The following is a 19,080-nucleotide window of genomic DNA, read 5'->3' on the forward strand; positions in this document are numbered from 1 at the left end:
AGGATAAAGCATGTATTTGGTTGATCAGCTGAGGAGCAGCGAATATCTAAGCCGGTTGGAGCGTCTTAAACTCATACCGGGGCAAACGTTGGTCAAGAAAGCCGGCGCGGTCAGGGCAGATAAGCTGCATGTGGTTTACTTGCTGGGTCATGTCAGTGTCTGCGGCGGGGTAAAAATCATCCTGGAACATGCCAACCGGCTGGTGCAGCACGGTGTGCGGGTAACGCTGCTGTCCCACTTCCCCAGGCCGGACTGGTTTGAGTTAAGGGCGGATTATCGCCGGGTTCCCTTTGGCCTTGACCTGGCCCGGGGGATTCCCTTTGACTGTGATGTGGTGGTGGCCACTTACTGGGATCAGTTGGGTGCCTGTGTGGAAGCCTGTGTTGCCCCGGTGGTTTATTTTGAACAGGGAGATTTCCATTTATGGGATTGGCCAAAGGTTAACCCTGAGCTGCAGGAAATTATCCATCATTTTTACCGGCTGCCGGCTCATATCATAACCTGTTCGGTCACCGGTGCCCGTAAAATTAAAGAAGTATTTGGACGGGAAGCGACAGTCTTTTACAATGCACTGAACAGCGAGGTTTTCTTCCCAAAATCCCAACCGCCCGCTGACCGCATTGTCCTGGGCGTGGGCCGGGACACCACTCCCTTCAAGCGGCTGCCGGATATTGGGGAAGCCTGCCGGCTGGTTCAGGAGCAGGGTTACCCGGTTGAGTTCAGATGGGTCACTCCCTACCCGCCTGTGCGACCCGTGGGCACCATTGTGCTTAATCCCAGCCAGGCAGAACTGGGCAATGTTTACCGGCAAGCCTGGGTCTATGTTTGTGCCTCCGAGTATGAAACCTTCCCCTTACCGCCGCTGGAAGCCATGGCCTGCGGCACTCCGGTAATCACCACCCCGAACGACGGGGTCAAAGCCTATGCCGTGGAGGGCGAAAACTGCCTGTTTTATGAAACCGGCAATACCCGGCAATTGGCAGCCACCATCATCCGCCTGCTGGAACAGCCCGACTTATATAACAAATTACAGGCCGGGGGTTATCAAACTGCCAAACAGTTCAGTTGGCAGCAGGTTATCCCCCAGCTTAAGGCTTATTATGCCAAGGTTGCCGGTTATCAACCGGTGCTTATAAATCAGCCTTCTGAATGGGAGGAACTCCGGCCGTCAGAATTGACCGCCGCTGAACAGCAAGCAGTGGCCCAAGCGCTGGGTGGCACTACAGCGGATCAGGTTTATCTGCCTTTTGTCTATAAATTGCCGGAATTTACCGTGGTTCGCTGGCAGCCGGTTTTTTACCGAAAAAAAGGCAGCAGCGGCCGGGCCGAATTTCTTTATGGCTTATTTAAAGCCGGTTCCCTGGCCGAACACCCTTACAGCTTGGCCCTGGAACAAATACAGTTGCAAAACCATCGCCAAGCGCTGGCAAGATTTAAAAGTTACCTGGATAAAACCAATAACCACCGGGAGGCCGCGGTTCTTATCAGGTGGCTGGCCTGGTGTTTGCTTAAATTAGAACGTTATAGCGATGCCCACCGCCTGATGCACAAGGGCATGCAGCTTTACCCGGACTTTGCCGACTTTTATTACTTATATGCTTTGTTTTTCCGGCACCGGGGCTTTGCGGCGGAGTTGCAGACCATGCAAAATACCTTGCGGGTGCTGGGGGATGGTGCGGGCTATCCGGAATACATTAAAGACATTGCCGCCCTGACTCTTTAGCGCCTGGGAAAAGGAGACTGCCAAATGATCAGTGTGATTATGCCGGTCTATAACGGCGAGGCTTTTTTAGAAGAAACCATACAGAGCGTACTGCAGCAAACCATGCCGGATTTTGAATTTATCATTATCAACGATGGCTCCACCGACCGCAGCGAAGAAATTATCCTGTCTTTTAAGGACCCCCGTATTCGCTACTTTAAACAAGCCAACAGCGGCCCGGCAGCCGCCAGAAATAAAGGCCTGGACAATATGAAAGGGGATTTCGCGGTAATGCAGGATGCTGATGATATTTCACTGCCCATGCGCTTTGCAACCCTGCTGCGTCATTTTACCTCCCCCACTGTCGGCATTGTCCACTCTGATGTTTTATTAATTAATGAATATAACAGGCCGCTGGGCTATTGGGCAGCCGGCAATATTGAGAAAAAACGCATCCTGCGGTTTTTTTTAAAGGTGGGCACCCCTTTTAATAATAACAGCCTGATGATACGCCGGGAGGCCCTGCAGGGCATCAGGCAGGATGTCTCCCTGCCTTTAAGTGAAGACACCGACATGATTTGGCAGGTAGCCAGGCATTGGGAAGCCGTCCATGTTCCCGAACCCCTGTTGCTGTACCGTCGTCATACAACCAATCTTACCAATACGAAAGACTATCATGTTTTGTTTGCTCATGTACACAAATTTCTTAACAGTTGTTCCCTGGAAGAATTAATTCCCGAGTTGAATTGGCAGGCAGCGGATGACGCCGTTAACCGGGCCCGGGCTTGTGCCATTATTGCTTTATTTCTGTTGCGCCGGGGCATGCTGCCGGATTGCCTGAGCTGGTATAATAAGGCACAATCGCTGGCTAAACAGAACGGCGAATTATTGGTTGATGCCATCGGTTTTATCATCAAGGGCGACTATTTGCAAGCCGCCCAAATCCTCTGCCAGGGTGATGCAGGAGATCCGGTGGTGTTAAACTATCTTGGCGAGTGTTTAGCCCTGACCGGAAATACTAAGGAAGCCCAGAAACATTTTCTTAAGGCTTTACAATTAAAACCAGATTATGAGGAACCCTTAAGCAACTTAAAAGGATTGTTGGGATTAAGACGGACAGCCTTCATTGACCGGAGCTGGACGAAATTTCATCTGGCCTAGTTTTGGCTGTCTTAAAGGGTCTTCCTATACCGAAAAAAAAACATCCCGTTTCACTGGCTAAGTGGGACGGGATGCTTGCTTTGGTTGCAAAACAGGGAAAACTTTTGGCCCCTATTTTATCTTGATCCAGAAGGAGCTGCCGTGGGTTTCCACACCGTTCATGGCAGTATCTTGCCATATGGGAGCTAAAATATCATTTAGTTCCGGTTGACAAGAAATATAATAATTGGGCAGGATGATTTCAAACTTGCCGCCCTCCGCCAATAAATAGCAGGCCAGCAGATATTGCTCGTTGTAAAACCGCTGGCCCCATACCGGCGGATAGTCAAAGGGCAGCAAAATATCATGAAATTCCACCAAAACTCCGGGCTTCAGCCGGGGTAAAATTTCTAAGAAAACCACTGTGGCATCGGTGTTGGTGAACGCCCGGTGAGAATGATCCACAAACAATACATCGCCTGCCGCCAGGTCCTGAAAAAGGGTTAAATCTGTATCCTCCACCGGTTGCCGGACCACCTGATCGCAGATAGCATCAATTTCTGCCCTGGGCTGCGGGTCCACTGAAGTAATGCTGGTTCGCAGCCCCTGGTCTTTAATGGCCCGGCGGGCAAATTTAGTGGAATTACCTGAACCTATTTCAATATAACGGCGGGGGTTATGCAGGGCTAACATGCCGTAAAGCGCCAACGCATCCAACCCGGGCAGCCAGCCGTTGATCCAGGCCGGTTCTGGATTGCCGGGTCCGGGCGGGATTTGAGGAATGCGGCTGAAAGCCTCCTGATAGGGCAAAAAACTCTTTAAATACTGCCGGTAGACCGGCTCAGACCGGCTGATGACGGTTGTCAGCTCAGGATGGGGCGGCTTGCCGTAACCATATCGCGGTTGTGGTTTTACCGGGTAATCCAAAAAAATAATTTGGCCGTTTTTCATAATTTCCTCCGGATCATCAGCAGGTTAATGCTGTTATATTTATTAGGCAATCAAAAATTTGCGGCACACTGCGCCGTCTGTTTTTTATTTAAAGAAAATAAAGGGCCAGGGCACAGGCGGGGGATTTCGCTTGGCAGGGGCAACCGGCACCGGCTGCGGTGCGGCTGCTTCTGAGTCGGGCTGCTTTTGTACCGGTAACGTATGGATAACCGTGCGCCGGCGTATCCTTTGACCGGCCACCACGCTCACCAAAGCAAGGCTAAGGGCTGCCACGCCACCCCCAACCACTAATAAAGTCTTGGGTTTGCCCAGTTTGCTTTTAAATTGTGTAAATACTTGGCTTAACGGCTTATACTCCTGCAGCATCTTTTCAAATTCCTGCAGCCAATAATCCATACCGTCGTTATTTAAGTTAACATCCTCCCGGATATCGCCGGCTTCCGAGTTTGCGCCGGCCTGCTCCGGCAATTGTTCCCGTGCTTCTGCCGTTTCCCGGCCAACCTGTGCCGGTTCATCAGTCAGCTCATACTTCTCCCGGCCGGCACTGCTTGTTGTTTCTTCCATAAAATCACCCCGACCTTCCTTCATGCTCAACATGGCTTGGTTGAAGCCAACCTTTCATTGGTTGTTAACATTTTATCGGCCGGGACACTAATGGGTGATAATTAACCGACAGCCAATTTTTTCATATTAATAATTTTTTCAGTGCTTCTCTGTACCTGGGGTTTGGCCATTGTCCATACAGCTTTGCCCATATTTTTTTAGCCTGATCAAGCTTACCGGCTTGCTGGTAAGCAAAACCAAGATCGAACATCACCTGATGATAAAGCTCTGTATCAAAGGCTTGGTTATCCTGTTCATAGGTTTGCTGCAAGAAAACAAAATCCTCAATGGCCTGTTCAATTGAAAGGGCCACATCTTCCGGCACCTTGTAGTAATATAGGTAAGCTCGCAAATACCGCAGCCTGAGATTGCCCGGTTCTTCCTGTAGAGCGCTGTTGACCAGTTGCAGCCCATGGACGGAACGGCGAAGAAATTCGTCTTGACTGTCGCCGGTGCTTGCCTCAAGAATCAGACAGGCTCCGTAATAAGCCCGGGCCAGGTTGTTTTGGGGATGCTCCCGGTAGATTGCTTCCCACAACGCAAGGGCGCTTGGTAAAGCCCCCGGGTCACCTCCCAGAGCCAAATCATATAAATGAAAGCCGGCCAGAAATTGATCTTGATCAGGCAGTGATTTTTCATTTTGTTTACCGGTTGCTTCCCATACTTGTTCATTAATATCTACATTATTTTGCTCCCAATCTTGTACCTCGTCTGGTTCTTCACTTGGCGCCCAATTTTTTGTCTCATCTTGTTCATCCCTTTTCTCCCAGTCAGCCGGCTCTTCCTCCTGCAGCCAATCACCGGTCAGGTCTGCTACATGGTCATCCGACAAAAAATCACTCCCTGCTTGATCTGCCGGCTGCCAGGGATTCTCCTCCGGCTCCCATGACTCTTGAGGACAACCTGCATCCTGAGCTTCTTTTTTCTCCCCGGCCGGTGCGGTGCCTTTGATAATTTCGTTTACAGCATCCCACAGGGCACTGAGATGTGAACCCGGGCCTTTTTTTACTACCGCCGGATATTTTGTTATTTGTTGCTCGCTTACCTGCCGGTTGCCCTCGGAACCTTCCGATGAGGTTGTGTGTTGTTGGCAAGCAGCGGTGTTATGAACTTGCAACTGGGGTAAAGCAAAAAATCGTGGTTTCTTCCACTCATTCATATTAAACATTTCTTTTCCCCCTCGTCCGGTACAAAAAATTGCATTTTGTCAACACTTTACCAGATATTTTATAAAAACAATTCTTCCGGCGTGCCTGTACATACAAAAAGAAAAGCCCAAATAAGGGCTTACGTTTGTAGGCAAAGATAACTGTCAACTGCAGCGTCAACAACGCCCTATTATTTTTTATAGTTAACAACCGAGCGGATAAACTTTTGAACCGCTTTTGTATTTTCAGTTAATGGATAATTTTGCTTCTTATTTTCTTTTATCTCCTTTATCAGTTCAGCCAAGCCAGGCAGGTCGGCAACATGATATTTATGGAAAAAAATGGTTTTTAATAAATCTTTTTGACTCATCAAAACACCTCCTCCTTTCTGTAGCCTATGTAAATTAACCGGTAAGTGTTACCATTAAATAAAATATACAATTTTATGTAACACATTGGTAAAAATTACAATATTATGCAATAGAGGCCGGCTATTATTGTGCAGCCTTAATTATCATTATTAAGGAGGGTCTATATGACTAAAGAAATGCAGGATGACCGATTTAAGCCCAAATGCCCCCCTGCGCCTGTAGACATCTGTGTGCCGGTGGTATTTGCCGTTGACGATGAAACCGGCCATAACGCTTTTGTAGACACCAATATATTCGTGTTTCCTTCCAATATCTGCCGGGTTGAATGCGAAAACATAGAAATCACGGGTCGTACCATTACCTTTAATTGTGACAGGTTGTTATTGTGTGTGGACTATATTTTATGCCTGAAATTCTTCCCCAAGGTGGGGTCTCCTTACTGCCAAAGCTTTCCGGGCTGCTTTGCCAAGGAAATCAAATTTAATGAATTTACTGCAGCCATCCACCACCGACACCGGCTTACCCAGAAAGAATTCAGCGAAGCCCAGGGAGTTTGTGTGGAGGTAGAAGTGGTACCCGGCCACCGGGGATGTTTTAACCGGTTATTTAACTTAACAAAGATAGATCCTTGCCTGACGCTGATTATCAACTTTATTAGGTTTAACATTAGGGTTAAACTGTTTCAAGAACGAAATATCATTGTGCATGCCATTGTGGGCAAACCTGCCGTGCGCCTGCCAAAAGTTGTGGAAAGCTGCTGCAGCTGCAGATTTAATAATTTAATTAATAAAAAAGATATTACCCAGCCCAATGATTCTGGCGTTCTGCCCGCCGCAGTTGAATCTGCCTTGTTGCCGGACATTGAGAAATATAAGCTGAAAGCCCTGGAAGATTTTCAAAGAGAACTGCAAAACGAAACAGTATTTTAAGTAAGGTACTGACTCATATCCAAATTTGGACTTGGCGCAACCTTGCGGTTGCGCCCCAGAGTGTCGACTAACATTATCGGTGGTTTATGAACCTCTTTGGCTCCGGTTTACGCACCGACAGGAGATCATAAAACCACCTCGCTTTGTTTTACATTCTTTGCTACCGTCTGTGGCGCAACCTTGGTTGCGCCCCCCTGCCTTTGTCTTTAATCTTTGCCTGGGGCGCTGTACCAACCTGCGGTGCTTATACATGAAAACAAAATGTCCTCCCTGGCTTTTTGGCAAAAGGGAGGTAAACAACCGGGAGAAAAATACCTGTTACAACCGGCCTGCCTCCGAAATTAATTCCGGAGGGTTTTTTCAGCCCGGCAATCTTTACTAAAAGGGAATTTTGTAGTTTAATGTAATTATTTATTAAGGACAAATGTTCATGTACATAGGAGGCCTTTTTTATGAAGTATGAAAGCACACGTGGCAACGCACCTGCTCTGGCTGCCGCTGAAGCAATTAAAATGGGCATCGCACCCGATGGCGGCTTGTTTGTACCGGTAGAAAGGGTTACCTTAACAGAGGAGCAACTGCTATCATTAAGCTCTCTCCCTTATACCGAGAGGGCGGTAGCAATTTTACAACCTTTTCTGACTGATTTTAGCAATGAAGAATTACTTCATTGTGTTGAAGCCGCTTACGGCGGCGATAAATTTGATGTGCCCGAAGTGGCGCCGGTAAGATCCCTCACGCCTGATACCTCTGTACTGGAACTGTGGCACGGACCTACCTGTGCTTTTAAGGATATGGCTCTGCAAATCCTGCCGCAGTTTTTAGTTAAAGCTATGGAAAAGACCGGAGAAACTGCCGAAATAATTATTTTGGTAGCTACTTCCGGTGATACCGGCAAAGCTGCCCTGGAAGGTTTTGCAGATGTGCCCGGCACCGGCATTGTTGTTTTCTTCCCGGAGCAAGGAGTCAGTGAAGTGCAAAGGCTGCAAATGGTGACCCAAACGGGAGGCAATGTTCATGTGATAGGTGTACGGGGCAACTTTGATGATGCTCAAAGCGGTGTAAAGCAGGTTTTCGGTGATCAAGAACTGGCTCTGCTTTTAGCAGGTAAAGGCTACCGCCTTTCCTCTGCCAACTCCATCAACTGGGGCCGGCTGGTACCCCAAATTGTTTATTATTTTTCTGCCTATGCTGATTTGCTTAAGGAAGGAAGAATAAGGGCGGGGGAAAAAATTAACTTTGTCGTGCCCACAGGTAATTTTGGCAATATCTTAGCCGGTTTTTATGCCAAAACCATGGGCTTACCCATTAACAAATTAATTTGTGCCGCCAACGCCAACAATGTGTTAACAGATTTTATCCAAACCGGGTCCTATGATCGCAACCGGCAATTTCTCAAAACCCTGTCCCCTTCTATGGATATTTTAATCTCCAGCAACTTGGAGCGGCTGCTGTACGAATTAACCGGCCGGCAGGCTGCTAAAATCAACCTCTGGATGAATCAACTGAAGACCCAGGGAAGCTACGTTGTTGATCAAGACACCCTTGATAAAGTGCAAAGCCATTTCTGGTCAGATTTTGCCGATGATCAGGAAACTCTTAGCACCATCCGGGAAACCTGGCAGCAGCACCGCTACCTGCTGGATACTCACACCGCCGTAGCTGTAAGGGTTTTGGAAAAATACCGTCAAGCCACCGGCGATGCTACTTACAGCGTGGTTGCTGCCACCGCCAGTCCCTTTAAATTTAACGGCAGCGTAGCCGGCGCTCTGCTGGGAGAAGCCGGTATTGCCGGCAAGAGTGAATTTGAATTGCTTGATACCCTGTCCTTTTACACCGGCTGGCCTATTCCCAAGGGATTGCGTAACCTGGACAAACGACCGGTTCTACACCGGGCCGTAACTGACAGAGATAAAATTAATGAAGCTGTCAGATCTGTCCTACTGGCCAGGTAGCATCATAAAAACCGTACCGCATTCATGGCGGTACGGTCTTTTTTTGCATGATATATTGCAAAATCTAATTGTAACTTGGTTGCAATTTTTCCTCCGGCCATACACAGGATAGGTCATTAGTAAGAACCGCGGCAATATTTTTCATATGCTCGCTGATTTTTAGGTAGCAATCTAGCAAACTCATGTAAATAAAAGTTAAATTATCAGTTTTGATGCCACCCTTTTGTATCCTGGCTAAGTGACTCATCTGCAAGCGAAATTGCAAATCAACAATTTCCTCCTGTAATATTTTGGCTTTTTCTGCCAATAAACAACTATTTGTAGCCAGGGCCGTATTTACTAAATATATCATTTGCACAACCTTTTGGTGCAGGGCAAATATTTCTCGTTGACCCATAGTTGAAAACTCCAGATTTTTCATATTCATACGTTCTGCCATTCCTATGACATTCCTTTCTACAATATCTCCCACAAACTCGTATTCCCTCACTATATTAAGCAACCCAAGCGTTTTATTGAATTCTTCCCTGGTTAACGGTGTTCTCATTAATTTAGTTAAATAATTATTGGTTGCCATCGCCAGCAGATCAACCTTTTCTTCCTCCTCTAATATTTTGTCTGCTTTTTCTTGATCATAGCAAGCAAATAAAGTGTAGACAGGCTTAATCATATCAATAACATAATCGGAAATGTTCATAATTTCTTTGCTGGCCATACCAATTGCTAATTCCGGACTTGGCAAGAAATTATCTTCTAAGTACTTTGGCTTAATGTGACCGCCCTGGTTCTTATCCGGCAGTACTATTTCAAGAAAATAAGCACAATGTTTTAAGAAAGGTAAAAACAGCAGGGTAATGACGATATTGAAGAAAGTATGTGTATTTGCTACCTGAAAGCCAGGCGCATCTGTAACATAAACCATCAAGCAAACAATTTGTTCCATGAACGGCAAAAAAACAAGAACACCTGTTGTTTTAAATAAAAAATGAGCCAGTGCCACCCGTTGGGACTCTCGACTGGCACCCAGGCTTGATAACATAGGGGTAAAAGTGGTTCCTATATTGGCTCCTAACAGCATGTAAACAGCTGTTTCTAAACTAATCATGTGCTGTATGGCCAGCAGCATAATTATACCGATAGCAGCCGCGCTGCTGGAAATCAAAAAAGTAAAAACTGCTGCCCCAATAATACCCAGCCAGGGATAACTGCTTATTTGCGTTAATGTTTTGCTTATCGTTGGGTCAGTTTTTAACGGGCTCATAGTGTCACACATAATTTTTAAACCAAGGAAAAGTATGCCAAAGCCAATCAAGGCTAAAGCCATTCTTTTTTTGCGGTTTGATTTAGCCATTATGAACATGAACGAGCCGATAAAAATTACAGGCAAAGATATTTCGGTTGCCTTTAAGGCTATCAGCTGCGCAGTAATAGTACTGCCAATATCAGCTCCCAGAACCACCGCCAGCGTTTCCCTTAAACTGATGATGGAAGCACTGGTTAAGCCTATTAGCAAAACTGTAGTAGCTGTACTGCTTTGAAATAGCAAGGTAATTAAAGTTCCCAACAGCACTCCCACAAACCGATTTTTTGTTAACAGCATAAGTACCTGCCGCAATTTTCTGCCAGCCACTTTTTGTAAATTCTCTTTCATCAGGGACATACCGTACAACAGCAGCCCCACTCCTCCGATCATATTTAAGACAACCACATTCCAATGCATTAGATCACCCCCACCAACCAACTTTAATAAACTTAAGAATAAGCAAATAATTTATTTCCTGCAATAATTTTGCAGTAAATACTACATTAATTTTTCTCTGCTTATTTTTCATATTGACGTTTTTACTTTAGTTAGTTAAAATATCAAAGAGATATTAATTTAATACATAGCGGGAGGAGAATGGTGAAGTGAAAAAGAGTAGTATTTGGCCGGTGGTTATCATGTTGTTAATCGCCCTGGTGGCAGCAGGCTGCAGCAGTACCAAAGAGAAACCGGCAGCAGCGCCGGAACCGGCTAAACAGGCCGAAAAAAACACCTGGGAACTGGTTAAAGAAAAGGGTGTCCTGGTGGCAGGCCTGGATGATACCTTTGCCCCCATGGGTTATCGCGACGAAAAGACTAATGAATTAATCGGCTTTGACATTGACATGGCTGAAGAACTTGGCAAGCGTTTAGGCGTTAAAATTCAGTGGCAGCCCACCCAGTGGGACGGTGTTATTCTGGCTTTGGATTCCAAACGCTTTGACGTGATTATCTCCGGTATGACCGTTACAGAAGAACGTAAAAAATCCATTAATTTCTCTACCCCTTACATTAATGACGGTTTAGTTATGGTAGTTAAAAAAGGAACCACCGGTTTTAAAACAGCCGAAGACCTGAAAGGCAAAGTGGTAGGCACTCAAGCCGGCAGTTCCGGTGAAGAAGCTGTGAAGAAAATGGAAGGCTTGAAAGAAGCGAAACTTTATAAAACTTTCCCTGATGCCTTCAACGATTTGCAAATTGGCCGTATTCCCGTGGTAGTGGTAGACGCCATGACAGCCGGCCATTACTTGGGCAAGCGTCCCGGCGTTTTTGAAGTGGTAGGCGAACAATTAACCAAAGAGCCTATGGCTATCGGGATCCGCAAAGCTGATGTAGAATTAAAAGAAGCCATTGACAAGGCCATTGCCGATATGCAAAAAGACGGTACCCTGACTAAAATCTCTATGAAATGGTTCCAAAAAGACATAACAACAAAAGCTGAATAGATTTTTGCTTTTGAACATTAAAGAATATATAAGGTTGGTGACAACATGCAATTGGGCCCATTGGACATAAATTTCATCTGGCAGATAATGCCCAATTTACTGTTGGGAGCACTCATGACAATAAAACTCACTTTTTTCGCCATTGTCTTTGGGACGCTGATTGGCTTGTTTGTCGCCCTGGCAAAAATCTCCGGCATTAAATTGCTGCGCTGGTTGGGCGGGCTTTATACCTGGGTTATCCGGGGTATACCGCTGTTGCTCCAACTAATGTTTCTTTATTACGGCCTGGCCTTCGCAGGTATCGTTCTGGAAGAATTTACCGTAGCAGTTATTGGACTTTCCGTATGCGGCGGCGCCTATATTGCTGAAATTATCCGGGCAGGTATTCTTTCAATTGATAAAGGTCAAATGGAAGCCGCCCTATCCATGGGGATGAGCTACAGCCAGGCCATGCGGCGGGTCATCATCCCCCAGGCGTACCGCCGCTTGCTGCCCCCCATGGGTAACGAGTTCATCACCCTGATGAAAGACAGTGCCCTGGTTTCAGTAATTTGTATGACGGAATTAATGCGGGCAGCCATGCTGCTGCAAAATGCCACTTTCCGCCCGGTGGAGATATTTGTCACCGCAGGTTTGCTTTACTTGCTAATGACTACCGTCTTTACTGCGATATTTACCAGGTTGGAAAAAAGGCTGGCGGTGGCAGATGGTGATTAAGGAGGTGTTCCTGTGGTAATCGCAGAAAATGTGCGCAAAAACTTTGGAAAACTGCAGGTTTTAAAGGGCATTAGCCTGGAAGTTAAGCAGGGAGAAGTTGTTGTCATTATCGGTCCCAGCGGTTCCGGCAAAAGTACCTTCCTCCGTTGCATTAACCATCTGGAAGCCAGGGACAGCGGCGTTGTTGAGGTTGACGGTCAACCGGTGGGATTTTCCCAGTCAGCCGGCGGCAGGCTGTTGCCCGTTAAAGGCAAAGACCTGTGCCGGCTGCGCAGCAGCATTGGTATGGTTTTTCAACGCTTTAACCTGTTTCCTCATATGACCGCCTTGGCCAATGTTATGGAAGGACCGGTCACAGTGTTGGGTAAATCCCGGCAAGAAGCCAGGCAGCTGGCCGAAGAACTGCTGGCCAAAGTGGGCCTGGCTGATAAAGCCGACAGCTTCCCCAGTCAGCTGTCAGGCGGCCAGCAGCAACGGGTAGCCATTGCCCGGGCGCTGGCCATGAAGCCTAAACTAATGTTGTTCGATGAACCCACCAGCGCTTTGGATCCTGAACTGGTGGGAGAGGTTTTGGCGGTTATTAAGAACCTGGCCGCTGAAGGTATGACTATGATTATTGTCACCCATGAGATGGGGTTTGCCAGGGAAGTAGCTGATCGGGTGGTATTTATGGATGAAGGTAAGATAATTGAGTCCGGCACCCCGGAGCAAATTTTCACTTCGCCCAGGCATCCCAGAACAAGAGAATTTTTAAGCAGCGTATTAAGAAGTTATGACAAAGAACCCTATCCGCAGGTTGGATAGGGTTCTTCCTTTCATACTTCAAGGCAACCGATGTCTGCAGGAATTTAGAAGTGGCCGGACTTTTTTAATAAGTTGCAGGGATCTTTGCTTAATTGTCTAAATTTTATTAAATATCTTAACAATGTTTGATTGGGCGGTGTGTTAAAATGTCCAGATTATGGCCTATTGCTGCCAAAGCACAGCAAATTGCAGAAACCATTTCAGTTGTTCTGGGCGTTGAGACTGAAATAGTTGATAACGAGTTTACAATTGTGGCCGGAACCGGCAAGTATAGAAGGCTGGTTGGGACAAAAGATTATGAAGCCCGTTATCATAACTCCCAATACCTTTATGCCCGGGTTTTAAAAACAGGCGAAACCTTTGTCATTGAAGACGCCGCCTGTGATCTTTACGGCCCCCGCGATTTAGGAGAAATCGGCGAAATATGCTGTGCCATCAGGCTGCGGGAGGAAATCATCGGGGTGCTGGCCCTGGTGGCCTTTGATGACTTGCAGCGCAGCCGCTTATTAACCCATCGGGAAGACCTGCAAGAATTCCTGCAAAATATGGCTTCCCTGCTGGCCTCCCATGTTGCGGAAGTGGAGGCTTATAACAGGATTAATATCGAATCTAAAAGATTAGAAGTAATTATTGAATCCATCAGTCAGGGCATTATTGCCGTTGATCAAAACGGTTTAATTACCCACTGCAATCAAGAAGCTGAAAAACTTACCCGGCGGCCCAAAGACAAATTAATAGGCTTTTCTGTTTTAGATATTTGGCCTCACTCCCCCCTGGCCGATGTCATTAAGACAGGCCAAGGTTATAAAGACAAAGAAGAGTTTTACCACCATAATAACTCCAAAATTCATTTACTGGTCAGTGCTACCCCCGTTTTATTGAACAATCGGGCATTGGGCGCGGTAGCCTTATTCAGGGATCTGGATGAAGCCCGTAAAAGTGCCTACGCCATCGCCAGCACTGAACGGAATTTGGAAATAAACCAGATTAAAGGTGCCAGCAGTAAAATAAATGACTTAAAAAACCAGGCTTTGCGGGTGGCTCAAAGCAACTCCACCGTTCTCATCATCGGGGAAAGCGGCACCGGAAAAGAACTTTTTGCCAGAGCCATTCATTACGCCAGCCCACGCCAGGATAAACCGCTGGTTATTGTCAACTGTGGCGCAATTCCGGAAACCTTGCTGGAAAGCGAGTTGTTTGGCTACGAAGAAGGAGCTTTTACCGGCGCCCGCAAGGGAGGCCGTCCGGGTAAATTTGAGCTGGCTGACGGAGGTACCATTTTTTTGGATGAAATTGGCGATCTCCCTCTGCATCTGCAGGTAAAGCTGCTTCATGTATTGCAGCGCAAACAGGTAGAACGGGTAGGCGGCAACAAAGTAATCCCGGTGGACGTGCGGGTTATTGCAGCCACCAATCGCAATTTGGAAGCCATGTGTGCCAAAGGCGAATTTCGAGAGGATTTATATTACCGTTTAAGTGTTATCCCCTTTAGCGTTCCTCCCTTAAGGGAGCGCCGGGAAGACATAGAAATATTAATGGATCATTTTCTGCAAAAATACCGCCATTTGATGGGCAAACAGATCCGCGGCTTCAGCGAAGACATTCGTAAAGCCTTTTTGGCATATCATTGGCCGGGTAATATCAGGGAACTGGAAAATGCTGTGGAATATGCGGTTAACATGGAACCATCCGAATATATTTGCCTGGACAGTATTCCTGCCAAGATTCGCTCTTTTTGGCTGCGCCGGGATCATACCAAACAGATTAACTTAGAAGAACAAATTAAGCACTATGAAAAGCAGTTACTATTGGGGTATCTGAAACAAGTCAAAGACGGCAAATTAAACTTTACTGATCTGCCTGCTGCCCTGGGCATCAGCCGCGCCACCCTTTACCGTAAGTTAAAACAGCACCGGCTTTATGACAAGTAAAATAAGACAGAACATTAAACCGCAACCTTCTTTGTCAGAAGGTTCAGACTGTAGACAAAGGTTGTAAAATAAAGTGAGGAGGTTTTATGATCCCCTGTCGGCGACTTGTCGAAGCGCCGGTCACAGCACTTGATGAGCAAAAGGAAACATTGGGGTGGCGTTCACAGGACGTGGGCGCTACCCGAACCGGGCCAGGATGGACCGGTTGAGGCGACCCCCAAGGGTGACCGAAGCTAATCATAGTGCTGTCGGCGCGTAGACCGGAGCCAAAGGGGATCATAAACCACCGATAATGTTTGTCAACTCCCTGAATCTTCTTTGTAGAAGGTTTTTTTATTCACGCAACGAATAATAAACTATTCCAGTTAATAAAGGTGATTTTTAAATGTCCTATAAAATACTGATCATTGAAGATGACCGAAATATCTGTGAGCTGTTAGCTCTGTATTTTAAAAAAGAAGGTTACACGGTTGTTTTGGCCCATGACGGTTCTACCGGCTTAAATTTGCTGCATGCCGAAAAGCCGGATGTAATTATATTGGATATTATGTTGCCTGTCATTAATGGCCTGGAGGTTTGCCGCTTAATCCGTCAGCACTATACCATGCCGGTTATCATGTTGACTGCGAAGGACACTTCGGAGGATAAAGTTGCCGGCTTGGACACCGGAGCGGACGATTATGTGGTAAAACCCTTTGACCCCAAAGAGTTATGTGCCAGAGTGAGAGCCCATTTAAGGCGTCAAACTAGCCGACAAGCTGCAAAAAACACCCTGGTGGTTGGCAATCTTTGCTTGGATATGGCAAAATACGAAGTGCTCCTTAACGGTGCACCCGTACCTTTAAAACCCAAGGAAATTAACCTGCTACATTTCTTAATCTCTCACCCGAACATTGTTTTCTCAAGGGACACCTTACTGGAGAAAGTCTGGGGCTATGATTATGTTGGTGAAACACGAACAGTTGATGTTCATATTAAAAGGCTACGCGAAAAATTAGAAAACCATGCCACCGGTTGGCAAATTAAAACCGTTTGGGGAATTGGTTATTGTTTAGAGGTTAAGAATGTTTAAAAATATCTTTCAAAGAATGTTTGTTACTTATTTGGCTGTTAATATTTTATCTGTTACTACCCTGGCCTTTCTGCTTAATACCTTTATCAGTGATTATCACCTGCAGCAAAAGCAACAGGATTTATTAATGTTGGGCCGGGAAATTAATGAGTTATTTAATCAACCTGCCTTTCATCAACAACCGGAACAAATCAGACAAGCCGTTGATCATCTGGGAAAGATTACCGGTACTAAAATATATATATTTAATCTTTCCCCTAAAGTGGCAAAGAATGCCTTTAACTTCGAAGCAATTAACAATGAAGCCGGTCTGGTTAAAGATATTCCAAAAATCATGTCCGGTTCAACTGTAATGAAAAAAAAGGAGTTTTCAGGTTATTTAAAAACATATGTGGTTTATGTAGGCATGCCCTTATCAATTAATCAGGAAATTGTCGGGGCAGTATTATTGTTCTCTCCCCTTAATGAGATAAAAAAAATAGTTCAACCCATCAATAAAATTGTTTGGCTTTCCGCAGCTGCTTTTATGTTGCTTGCCACCCTCCTGATACATTTGGTTTCTTACCGCATTTCAGTCCCTATTGTTAAAATAAGCCAGGCTGCGGAAGAAATTGCTGCCGGTAAATTTGACCGCCCCATTGATATCAACGGGGCGGATGAAGTTAGTCGGCTGGCAAAATCCTTTTTGTTTATGCGCCAGCAAATACAACAGACCGAAAGAATGCGTCAAGAGCTGCTGGCCAATGTATCACATGAATTACGGACGCCCTTGACAACTATCCGTGGTTTTATACAGGCCATTTTGGACGGCATTGTGGAACCGCAACACCAGCAAAAATACTTGCAATTATCTTATCAAGAAGCAGGTCGGCTAGCCAAGTTAACAGATGATTTGCTTGACCTGGCTAAATTGCAAACCGGCCATTTACAGCTGTGTAAGTCGGAAGTTAATTTAGGCTGCCTGTTGGAACAAATTGCCGAATCCTTTTCTTTAAACTGTTCTAAAAAAAACATTTTGTTAAAATTGGATATCACGCCAAAACTGACAATATCGGTTGACCCTGACAGATTCCCGCAGGTTGTTATTAATTTATTACATAACGCTTTGAAATTTACCCCGGCTGGCGGCTCAATTACTCTGAGTGCAAAATATCAAGACAATAAAATTGTTATTCAGGTTGCTGATACCGGTATAGGAATAGCCTCTGAAGAATTAAATAATATTTTTGAGCATTTTTATAAAAGTGATAAGTCCCGTAACGCTTCCCAGGGCGGTGCCGGTATTGGTCTGTACGTTGCCAAGCAGATTGTAGAGCTGCACGGCGGCACCATTGCAGTCATGAGCGAAATTAACAAGGGCAGTACCTTCACCATTGTACTGTAAGTTTACATTTTGTTTACAATTTGTTTATTCACAGGTTATAAATTAAAGATAATCTAATCATAATCACTTAATTTATGTTTAGTAGCTGGGAGGTTAGTCAAGTTGACACTTCTCCTGAGATATGTCTTCATATTACTGCTTCTCTCCTCTCTGGCCGGTTGCCATACTGCCACGGACAAACAATCAAATGAAAAATTACCGGTTTCTGAACAAGCAGTTATTCCATCTGAAAAAACTGACCAAAATAAGCCTTCAACTCAGGGGAAAACGCATGAGCAGGCAATTACCGACGGCAGGGTTATTCAATCCAGTCCCCAAGCTCCTGACCCGGAAACCCAACAACTTTACAACCAGCTCGACAAAGAGCTCGCGGAGATTACCAAAGTATTGGAAAGTCTTGACTCAGTTGACGATCAAGATATGTGCAAAAAATAGCGGGAGTGACTATGATGAGGAAAATCGTCATTTTAATGTTAATAATAATAGCAACATCTTCCCTGGCCTTTGGAGCGGAAAAATCATTGGAGCCACAGAGTATAAATAAAAAACATAAGCTTACAAGGCAAGAAATAAAGTCTCAACTACTGGCTCAGCAAGAATTAATAAAAAATAACCGGCTACAAGAACAACAATTAAAAAAGGAACTTGCCCAGAAAAATTATGAGGTTAAGCAGCAAATCAAATTATTATTGAGAAAAAATCATACCTTAACACCCGAAAAGTTAACTCTTATAAAGGATACCATTATAAAAGTCAAATCAGATCTAAGGGATTTAAAAAATACAGCCGGCAATATCACCCCAATACTGGCAGAATATAAAGGCCATATTAAAAACCGAGATCTGGCGGCAGCAGCAACAAACCTTGACAGCATAATATCTATCCAACAACAACGTATTGCCTTATTAAAGAGTCTAATAATTAGTTTAGAAGATTTGCAAAAATGTTTGTTAGTTACCACGTAAAAAGATGACTGTGCCAAAAAGTCATTTTCCTATTTTGGCAACCCAACCTTGATTGTGATATAACACCAAAAACAAAGCATCCCGCCTCACTTTTATCGTGAAACGGGATGTTTGTTTATTAATTCCGGGGCTTGGTGATGAGGAAGGACTGACCTATTGTTGACAATCTGCATAAAATATTAACCGTTAAACATTTGGACAAACATTTTACCATAAGGACCGCCGTTCACCACGCCGATACCGACTTTGGTATATTCAGGCTTTAATATGTTAGCTTTATGACTGGGAGAATTCATTAAGTTTTTATGAGCAGTGTTTACATCCGGTGCACCGGCCAGGTTTTCTCCGGCATACCGATACGTAACACCGGCATTTTTCATCATCTCGAAGGGGGTACCATAGGTAGGTGAGGTATGGCTAAAATAATTATTAACAATCATATCCTGGGCTTTTAAACGCGCCAGTTCGGTGAGCTTGGCGTCATATGCCAGGGGTTGCAAGCCGGCCGCAAGCCGCTCTTGATTAATTAAGTTCAACATAGCCTGCTCGTCAGCCACGCTTATATTTATGGATGCAGCAACAGGCTGTTGGGATGTCTGAGCCGGTGCTTGGGTTGGTGTTTGGGTTGGTGCCTGGGTTGATGGCTGAGCCGGTGCTTGG

19 protein-coding genes are annotated in these 19,080 nt (G+C 45.5%); 12 read left to right on the forward strand and 7 right to left on the reverse strand.

The window, feature by feature from the left end; all coding sequences use genetic code 11:
- Nucleotides 1–10: 10 nt before the first annotated feature.
- A complete protein-coding gene (locus DESHY_RS02680) occupies nt 11–1,723 on the forward strand; it encodes a glycosyltransferase (RefSeq protein ID WP_008410227.1) in 1,713 nt (570 codons plus the stop codon).
- A gap of 24 nt (nt 1,724–1,747) precedes the next feature.
- Nucleotides 1,748–2,863 (forward strand): glycosyltransferase, encoded by a 1,116-nt coding sequence (locus DESHY_RS02685; protein ID WP_008410228.1) that lies wholly within the window; start codon nt 1,748–1,750, stop codon nt 2,861–2,863.
- A gap of 111 nt (nt 2,864–2,974) precedes the next feature.
- Here DESHY_RS02685 and DESHY_RS02690 read toward each other — a convergent pair whose 3' ends face one another.
- From DESHY_RS02690 to DESHY_RS02705, 4 genes are all read right to left on the reverse strand, one after another.
- On the reverse strand, nt 2,975–3,793 hold the full coding sequence (locus DESHY_RS02690; protein ID WP_008410229.1) for a class I SAM-dependent methyltransferase: 819 nt from the start codon (nt 3,791–3,793) through the stop codon (nt 2,975–2,977).
- A gap of 84 nt (nt 3,794–3,877) precedes the next feature.
- Entirely contained in the window at nt 3,878–4,357 is a 480-nt protein-coding gene (locus DESHY_RS02695; RefSeq protein ID WP_048817815.1) for a hypothetical protein, read from the reverse strand.
- 121 nt (nt 4,358–4,478) lie between these two features.
- Nucleotides 4,479–5,564, reverse strand: a complete 1,086-nt coding sequence (locus DESHY_RS02700) for a tetratricopeptide repeat protein (protein ID WP_008410231.1) — start codon at nt 5,562–5,564, stop codon at nt 4,479–4,481.
- 170 nt (nt 5,565–5,734) lie between these two features.
- A complete protein-coding gene (locus tag DESHY_RS02705; protein ID WP_008410232.1) occupies nt 5,735–5,914 on the reverse strand; it encodes a hypothetical protein in 180 nt (59 codons plus the stop codon).
- Between the two features lie 165 nt (nt 5,915–6,079).
- Here DESHY_RS02705 and DESHY_RS02710 point away from each other — a divergent pair, with 165 nt between their 5' ends.
- Both DESHY_RS02710 and thrC read left to right on the forward strand, forming a co-directional pair.
- Nucleotides 6,080–6,844 carry a hypothetical protein gene (locus DESHY_RS02710; protein ID WP_008410233.1) on the forward strand — a complete coding sequence of 255 codons (765 nt, stop codon included), beginning with the start codon at nt 6,080–6,082 and terminating at the stop codon, nt 6,842–6,844.
- A 452-nt stretch (nt 6,845–7,296) separates the two neighbouring features.
- On the forward strand, nt 7,297–8,799 hold the full coding sequence (thrC, locus tag DESHY_RS02720; protein ID WP_008410235.1) for a threonine synthase: 1,503 nt from the start codon (nt 7,297–7,299) through the stop codon (nt 8,797–8,799).
- A gap of 64 nt (nt 8,800–8,863) precedes the next feature.
- Here thrC and DESHY_RS02725 read toward each other — a convergent pair whose 3' ends face one another.
- Nucleotides 8,864–10,519 carry a Na/Pi cotransporter family protein gene (locus DESHY_RS02725; RefSeq protein WP_008410236.1) on the reverse strand — a complete coding sequence of 552 codons (1,656 nt, stop codon included), beginning with the start codon at nt 10,517–10,519 and terminating at the stop codon, nt 8,864–8,866.
- Between the two features lie 188 nt (nt 10,520–10,707).
- On the opposite strand from DESHY_RS02725, the gene DESHY_RS02730 reads away from it, so the two are divergent.
- From DESHY_RS02730 to DESHY_RS14675, 4 genes are all read left to right on the forward strand, one after another.
- Entirely contained in the window at nt 10,708–11,547 is an 840-nt protein-coding gene (locus tag DESHY_RS02730) for an amino acid ABC transporter substrate-binding protein (RefSeq protein ID WP_008410238.1), read from the forward strand.
- A 45-nt stretch (nt 11,548–11,592) separates the two neighbouring features.
- Nucleotides 11,593–12,264, forward strand: a complete 672-nt coding sequence (locus tag DESHY_RS02735; RefSeq protein WP_008410240.1) for an amino acid ABC transporter permease — start codon at nt 11,593–11,595, stop codon at nt 12,262–12,264.
- A 12-nt stretch (nt 12,265–12,276) separates the two neighbouring features.
- Nucleotides 12,277–13,068, forward strand: coding sequence for an ectoine/hydroxyectoine ABC transporter ATP-binding protein EhuA (ehuA, locus tag DESHY_RS02740; protein ID WP_008410242.1), 792 nt, complete (start codon nt 12,277–12,279; stop codon nt 13,066–13,068).
- 146 nt (nt 13,069–13,214) lie between these two features.
- Nucleotides 13,215–14,999, forward strand: coding sequence for a sigma-54-dependent Fis family transcriptional regulator (locus DESHY_RS14675; protein ID WP_008410244.1), 1,785 nt, complete (start codon nt 13,215–13,217; stop codon nt 14,997–14,999).
- A 43-nt stretch (nt 15,000–15,042) separates the two neighbouring features.
- Here the strand turns inward: DESHY_RS14675 and DESHY_RS14075 are convergent, their stop codons facing one another.
- A complete protein-coding gene (locus DESHY_RS14075; protein ID WP_162470929.1) occupies nt 15,043–15,279 on the reverse strand; it encodes a hypothetical protein in 237 nt (78 codons plus the stop codon).
- Nucleotides 15,280–15,384: 105 nt separating this feature from the next.
- Here DESHY_RS14075 and DESHY_RS02750 point away from each other — a divergent pair, with 105 nt between their 5' ends.
- The 4 genes from DESHY_RS02750 (at nt 15,385) to DESHY_RS02765 (ending at nt 18,420) form a co-directional block, all read left to right on the forward strand.
- Complete coding sequence (locus tag DESHY_RS02750) at nt 15,385–16,071, forward strand: response regulator transcription factor (protein ID WP_008410246.1); 687 nt, start codon at nt 15,385–15,387, stop codon at nt 16,069–16,071.
- Nucleotides 16,064–17,455 (forward strand): sensor histidine kinase, encoded by a 1,392-nt coding sequence (locus tag DESHY_RS02755; RefSeq protein ID WP_008410248.1) that lies wholly within the window; start codon nt 16,064–16,066, stop codon nt 17,453–17,455. Before DESHY_RS02750 ends, DESHY_RS02755 begins: the two co-directional genes overlap by 8 nt.
- Nucleotides 17,456–17,557: 102 nt before the next feature.
- Complete coding sequence (locus tag DESHY_RS02760) at nt 17,558–17,890, forward strand: hypothetical protein (protein WP_008410250.1); 333 nt, start codon at nt 17,558–17,560, stop codon at nt 17,888–17,890.
- A 14-nt stretch (nt 17,891–17,904) separates the two neighbouring features.
- Complete coding sequence (locus DESHY_RS02765) at nt 17,905–18,420, forward strand: hypothetical protein (RefSeq protein ID WP_048817817.1); 516 nt, start codon at nt 17,905–17,907, stop codon at nt 18,418–18,420.
- A 179-nt stretch (nt 18,421–18,599) separates the two neighbouring features.
- Here the strand turns inward: DESHY_RS02765 and DESHY_RS02770 are convergent, their stop codons facing one another.
- A complete protein-coding gene (locus DESHY_RS02770) occupies nt 18,600–18,977 on the reverse strand; it encodes a CAP domain-containing protein (protein ID WP_274377182.1) in 378 nt (125 codons plus the stop codon).
- Nucleotides 18,978–19,080: the final 103 nt, after the last annotated feature.

This window comes from Desulforamulus hydrothermalis Lam5 = DSM 18033 (assembly GCF_000315365.1).
Lineage (GTDB): Bacteria > Bacillota > Desulfotomaculia > Desulfotomaculales > Desulfotomaculaceae > Desulfotomaculum > Desulfotomaculum hydrothermale.

Bases quoted from the DNA above. Each gene is read 5' to 3' on its own strand.
- DESHY_RS02765 (WP_048817817.1), top strand. From the start codon at position 17,905: ATGAGGAAAATCGTCATTTTAATGTTAATAATAATAGCAACATCTTCC.
- DESHY_RS02700 (WP_008410231.1), bottom strand. From the start codon at position 5,564: ATGTTTAATATGAATGAGTGGAAGAAACCACGATTTTTTGCTTTACCC.
- DESHY_RS02705 (WP_008410232.1), bottom strand. From the start codon at position 5,914: ATGAGTCAAAAAGATTTATTAAAAACCATTTTTTTCCATAAATATCAT.
- DESHY_RS02750 (WP_008410246.1), top strand. From the start codon at position 15,385: ATGTCCTATAAAATACTGATCATTGAAGATGACCGAAATATCTGTGAG.
- DESHY_RS14075 (WP_162470929.1), bottom strand. From the start codon at position 15,279: ATGATCCCCTTTGGCTCCGGTCTACGCGCCGACAGCACTATGATTAGC.
- DESHY_RS02690 (WP_008410229.1), bottom strand. From the start codon at position 3,793: ATGAAAAACGGCCAAATTATTTTTTTGGATTACCCGGTAAAACCACAA.
- DESHY_RS14675 (WP_008410244.1), top strand. From the start codon at position 13,215: ATGTCCAGATTATGGCCTATTGCTGCCAAAGCACAGCAAATTGCAGAA.
- DESHY_RS02725 (WP_008410236.1), bottom strand. From the start codon at position 10,519: ATGCATTGGAATGTGGTTGTCTTAAATATGATCGGAGGAGTGGGGCTG.
- thrC (WP_008410235.1), top strand. From the start codon at position 7,297: ATGAAGTATGAAAGCACACGTGGCAACGCACCTGCTCTGGCTGCCGCT.
- DESHY_RS02710 (WP_008410233.1), top strand. From the start codon at position 6,080: ATGACTAAAGAAATGCAGGATGACCGATTTAAGCCCAAATGCCCCCCT.
- DESHY_RS02680 (WP_008410227.1), top strand. From the start codon at position 11: ATGTATTTGGTTGATCAGCTGAGGAGCAGCGAATATCTAAGCCGGTTG.
- DESHY_RS02685 (WP_008410228.1), top strand. From the start codon at position 1,748: ATGATCAGTGTGATTATGCCGGTCTATAACGGCGAGGCTTTTTTAGAA.
- DESHY_RS02695 (WP_048817815.1), bottom strand. From the start codon at position 4,357: ATGGAAGAAACAACAAGCAGTGCCGGCCGGGAGAAGTATGAGCTGACT.
- DESHY_RS02735 (WP_008410240.1), top strand. From the start codon at position 11,593: ATGCAATTGGGCCCATTGGACATAAATTTCATCTGGCAGATAATGCCC.
- DESHY_RS02755 (WP_008410248.1), top strand. From the start codon at position 16,064: ATGTTTAAAAATATCTTTCAAAGAATGTTTGTTACTTATTTGGCTGTT.